The sequence below is a fragment of the Ilyobacter sp. genome, from assembly GCF_041583315.1.
In the GTDB taxonomy this organism is placed as follows: Bacteria; Fusobacteriota; Fusobacteriia; order Fusobacteriales; family Fusobacteriaceae; genus Ilyobacter.
Map to the genome: position 1 here is coordinate 1 of NZ_JBFHGC010000168.1, position 5,077 is coordinate 5,077.

Here is a 5,077-nt window from a genome sequence, read left to right on the forward strand (position 1 = left end):
AGTATCAGCTTTATATTCACTGAATGAATTTATTTTTTTATAAAATGAATCGGTGCAGGCATATCCGCTACATCTATTTTTTGCCTTTTCACATTGAATTATTGCCACTAATTTTATATCCAAATTCTTCCTCCTAAAATTCTATTTTATTTTTTTCATGTTTTTTATTATAACATAATTTTTGTTTTTTTATGTTTAAAAAAAATAATGTAATATTAAATAGATTATAGGACTTTATAGTTTTGAGTTTAAGTTTACTAGTCTATATTAAAACTTATCTTTTTATGCTAAAATAAATTGATGTAATTAATTCTGTTTTTTTAGTGGGGTGATGTTTTGCCTTGGAAAAGGAAAAATTTTGAAAATATATTTATTGTAAGTATAATAACGATTTTTATGGGACAGATATACATGAGTCCCTTTGCATCATGGTTTAGATTTTCCATAGCAGGAGTTGTGCTTCCCATAGCGTTGCTGTTCTTTTCAGATATTCCCATTCTGATTTCATGTGCAGTCATAGGATTCTTTATACCCTTTTTCAGAGCCTTTGTGGAATTTTTAAATGTTTCTGATATTTTATATATGGATGCTTTTTACAAATATCTTCCTACAGTGGGATATTATCTGACCTACGGTCTGCTCTTTATAGCTTTGGATATAAGAAATAAGAAAGATAAATTTTCCATATTTATTTTAAGCATGTGGATCTGTGATTCAATGTCAAACATCCTTGAGCTGTCCATCAGAAATATTTGGTGGAGTTTTCCATTTAAAGTGGCAATATTTCAGGCCATCTTAGTGGGATTTGTCAGAGCTTTTGTGGTTTATCTTTTCTACAACTTTGTCCTTTATGTAAAAAACAGATATGACAAAGATAAGAAAGACAAAGAATTCAAAGAATCTCTCATCTTTGTTTCCAAGCTAAAAACTGAAGTCTTTTTTTTGAAAAAATCAATAGATGATATAGAACACACAATGGAAAAAAGTTATCTTCTCTATGATGAACTAAAAGATGCCGGTCTGAAAAACTACGCCCTGGAAATATCCAGAAATATCCATGAAATAAAAAAAGATTATTTCCGTGTGGTCACAGGAATAGAAAGTACCTTAGAAACTGAGATGGAAGAACGAAATTTTACCATGACTCTTTTTGATGTACTTAAAATCATAGAGGATAGTACCAAAAAATTTCTAAATTCTGTCGATAAGGAAATCTATCTGAAATTTGATGTAAAAAAAAATATAAAGCTAATAAATTATCTCCCTTTAATATCAATAATAAATAACCTTATTATAAATTCCATAGAAGCCATCGGAAAAAATGGACTCATAACTGTGGAAGGAACCACAGAAAATAAAAATTTAATAATTGTAGTTACTGACAATGGTTCCGGTATTGAGAAAGAAGATTTAAAATTTATCTTTCAGCCTGGATTTTCTACTAAATATGATGTAGTAACAGGAAAGATGTCCACGGGAATCGGGCTCTCTCATGTAAAAAATCTTGTGGATGAGTACTACCAGGGAGAGCTTTCCTGTGAAAGCATACAAAATGTCTATACGTCATTTACCATAAAAATACCTGTTACAAATCTAATATAGAGGAGAGTATAAAATGAACTTTTATATAGTTGACGATGATCCTGGAATTCAGAAAATATTAAAAAACATAGTCATAAAAAACAGGCTCGGAGAGATAATAGGTACAGCAGATGACGGGCCAAAAGCTATAGAGGATATAAAACTCTTGAGACCTGATATTGTCTTAGCAGACCTTCTTCTTCCAAAAGTCGACGGAATAGGCATAGTAAATGCCCTCAGAAATACAGATGTCGACACAAATTTTATAATGATCTCCGAAGTAAGATCTCCAGAAATGATCTCTAGAGCTTATGAAAGCGGAGTGGAATTTTTTATAACAAAACCTATAAATGTTGTAGAAGTACTTTCTGTAATAAAAAAAGTACAGGAAAAAATAAAGATGTCAAATGTAATAGCCTCCTTTGAAAGTGCATTTAAGAGCATGGATATGCTGAGAAGTGGTCCTCAGAAAGCTGAAACTGAAAAAACCGACATAAAAAAAGAGATTAATATCGTATTAGGTGAGTTGGGGATTCTCGGTGAGCTTGGGTGCAATGATATTTCAGACGGAATACTTTGGATAAAGGAGCAATCTGACAACTCCAAGCAGCAGTATAAACTTTCTGATGTATATAATTTTCTGAAAAAAGTACATGAAAAAAATGAAGGTGTGGAGATAAACACAAGCACTATAGAACAGAGAATCCGTAGGACAATAAGTAAAGTTCTCCAGAATATCTCTAACCTGGGTATAGAGGACTACGGAAATGAAATTTTCCTGAAGTATTCCGGAACTATCTTCGATTTCAAAGAAGTTCGTAAACAGATGGATTATGAAAGAAGTAAATCTCCCTACTGTGGTAAAATAAGTGTAAAAAAATTCTTTGAAGGAATATTGTTAATGCTAAAAATTTAGTACAAAACTCCATAATATATGTATTTTAAAAGTCTTAAAAAAAATTTTAAGACTTTTTTTTTATTTATTATGTTTTTTTATGTCGGATTTTGTATGTTGTGTTGTAGTATTATTAATATAATAAATAGTGCAACCGATAAATATCTTTGCAATGAATGTTTGTTGCAGATTTGATTTTATATATGGTTCGGTTGACCTGGGTAATAATTAATAATTTTAAATTAGGGGGGATATTTTATGAAAAAAATGCAACTGACAACAAAAATTTTCATTGGTCTGCTTTTAGGAGCAATTGTTGGAGCGATGCTCTATCCAGTTAGAGAGGTTCCGTTTGTTAATGACTACGTGATCGGATTCGCTTTCCATCTTATGGGTAAAGTCTTTATGAATGCTATCAAGATGATGGTTGTTCCGCTTGTTTTCTTTTCATTGATTATGGGAACTGCTTCAATGAAGGATATCAAAAAACTCGGTAGAATAGGTACTAAAACTCTTGGTTTCTATCTGTCAACAACTGCAATCGCTATAACTATAGCACTTGGACTTGCTAATCTTGTTAATCCTGGTAAAGGTTTAGACCTTGGAAGTGTAGAGCAATCAACATTTGCCATAAAAGAGTCTAAGTCATTTGTCAATGTACTGATCGATATGGTTCCTACTAACCCTGTAGCTTCTATGGCAGAAGGAAACATGCTTCAGATAATTATCTTTGCAATTTTATGTGGTATCTCTCTTACACTTATGGGAGAAAAAGCTAGCAGACTAAAAGAGATCTGCTCTGAAATCAATGACCTTGTTCTTAAACTTGTAGAAATAATAATGTTATTTGCACCAATTGGTGTTTTCGGACTTATAGGTAAAACTTTTGCAACTCTTGGTTATGATGCTATGAAACCACTTTTCGTGTATATGCTTACTGTATTAGGTGCTCTACTTATTCATGCACTTGTTACTTATCAAGGATTATTATTTGTCTTTGCAAGATACAACCCTATTACATTCTTCAAGAAATTTGCACCTGCAATATCAGTAGCCTTCTCTACTTCAAGTAGTGGTGCTACTATTCCAGTAACAATGGATACTCTTTTGACAAGATTTAAAGTCCCTGAAGATATCACTTCTTTCACCATCCCACTGGGAGCTACTGTTAACATGGACGGAACTGCTATCATGCAGGGAGTTGCTACAGTATTTATTGCCCAGGTTTATGGTATAACCCTAAGCCCTGGTGACTATGTTGCAGTAATCCTTACAGCTACGCTGGCTTCTGTTGGTACTGCCGGTGTTCCAGGTGTAGGACTGATCATGCTTTCCATGGTTCTTACTCAGGTTGGAATCCCTGTAGAAGGTATCGGACTGATCATGGGTGTTGACAGAATCCTAGATATGACTAGAACTGCTGTTAATATCACTGGTGATGCTGTTTGTACTCTGATCGTTGCAAAAACAGAAGGAGAACTTCCAGCTGCAGACGAGTTAGAAGTAGCATAATATAATCAAACAAATCTAATATTTATAAAATTAAAACCACCTTCAAGAAAGATCTGAAGGTGGTTTTTTACTTTAAAATAACTTTTTAGGAATCTCATTTTTATTTAATTTAGTCAGAAATTGATTATATTATTTCCAGCATATCTCAGCTGCTTTTCTCGGCACCGTTCTTCTGTATTTCACATCTGGATAACCTATAATCATACACGTTACTATTTCTTTTCCTTCCTTTACTTCAAAAAGTTCTCTGATCTCTTTATTCCCAAGAGCAGCCCTCACGAGGAATCCGCTAAACAGGGCTCCTAGACCTAGGGCATTTGTCATAAGCTCCATATTTGAAGAAGCCAGTACACCATTGACCTGAGCATTTGCAGTTACTAGTATCACAACAGGAGCATTAAAAAACAGACTATCTTCCCCATCTGGATTTTCTTTGTATTTTTTATACATTCTTACCCAGAGTTTCGCATATTTCACATACATTCTGTTTTCCGGCGTTATATTGGATAAAAGATTTTCTCCGATGGTATTCAGACTTTCCAAAGTCAGCTTTCTCAGTTCTTGTATTTTTTCTCTGACAACTATATAGGAGACATCCTGCATGTTTCCCCCTGTTTCCGTAAATCTACCAGCCTCTATAATTTTAGAAATTTTCTCTGCCTCGACCTCTTTGTCTTTAAACTGTCTTATACTTCTCCTAAATTTAATAAAGTTCATAAGGTTATCAGAGTCAATCTGAAATTTATCCTCATCATATTCTATAACATCTGCCATGTCGTATTCATCTGTTGTAACGGCATCTGTTGGACAAATTGCGATACAGTGCCCGCATTTAAAGCATGTGACATTGTTTATTCTGGCTTTTCCCTCTATCATCTCAATATCTCTTGGAAAACAATCCTTGACACACAGACCACAGCCTATGCATTTTTCTTCGTTGACAGTCATCATAATTATTCCGCTCCTTTTTTGTTTTTTACAAAGCTGTTCTTAAAATTTCCTCAGAAACTTCCAAAGTTACCTCTCCGCTTTCTGACAGAGCGGTCATTCCGTGTTTTTTTAGAGAATCAATAATTTTTTTTATATCAT

General features: G+C 33.4%; 5 protein-coding genes. 3 read left to right on the forward strand and 2 right to left on the reverse strand.

Annotated features, from left to right (window positions below; genetic code table 11):
* On the reverse strand, window positions 1–108 hold a 108-nt coding region (locus tag ABZA26_RS07190; RefSeq protein ID WP_372713848.1), incomplete at its 3' end, for a CGGC domain-containing protein.
* 228 nt (window positions 109–336) lie between these two features.
* On the opposite strand from ABZA26_RS07190, the gene ABZA26_RS07195 reads away from it, so the two are divergent.
* From ABZA26_RS07195 to ABZA26_RS07205, 3 genes are all read left to right on the forward strand, one after another.
* Window positions 337–1,602, forward strand: coding sequence for an ATP-binding protein (locus ABZA26_RS07195; RefSeq protein ID WP_372713844.1), 1,266 nt, complete (start codon window positions 337–339; stop codon window positions 1,600–1,602).
* A 13-nt stretch (window positions 1,603–1,615) separates the two neighbouring features.
* Window positions 1,616–2,497 carry a response regulator gene (locus ABZA26_RS07200; protein WP_372713845.1) on the forward strand — a complete coding sequence of 294 codons (882 nt, stop codon included), beginning with the start codon at window positions 1,616–1,618 and terminating at the stop codon, window positions 2,495–2,497.
* A gap of 237 nt (window positions 2,498–2,734) precedes the next feature.
* Window positions 2,735–3,988 carry a dicarboxylate/amino acid:cation symporter gene (locus ABZA26_RS07205; protein WP_372713846.1) on the forward strand — a complete coding sequence of 418 codons (1,254 nt, stop codon included), beginning with the start codon at window positions 2,735–2,737 and terminating at the stop codon, window positions 3,986–3,988.
* A gap of 129 nt (window positions 3,989–4,117) precedes the next feature.
* Here the strand turns inward: ABZA26_RS07205 and ABZA26_RS07210 are convergent, their stop codons facing one another.
* Entirely contained in the window at window positions 4,118–4,939 is an 822-nt protein-coding gene (locus tag ABZA26_RS07210; RefSeq protein WP_372713847.1) for a nitroreductase family protein, read from the reverse strand.
* Window positions 4,940–5,077 lie beyond the last annotated feature (138 nt).

Bases quoted from the DNA above. Each gene is read 5' to 3' on its own strand.
- ABZA26_RS07200 (WP_372713845.1), top strand. From the start codon at position 1,616: ATGAACTTTTATATAGTTGACGATGATCCTGGAATTCAGAAAATATTA.
- ABZA26_RS07205 (WP_372713846.1), top strand. From the start codon at position 2,735: ATGAAAAAAATGCAACTGACAACAAAAATTTTCATTGGTCTGCTTTTA.
- ABZA26_RS07210 (WP_372713847.1), bottom strand. From the start codon at position 4,939: ATGATGACTGTCAACGAAGAAAAATGCATAGGCTGTGGTCTGTGTGTC.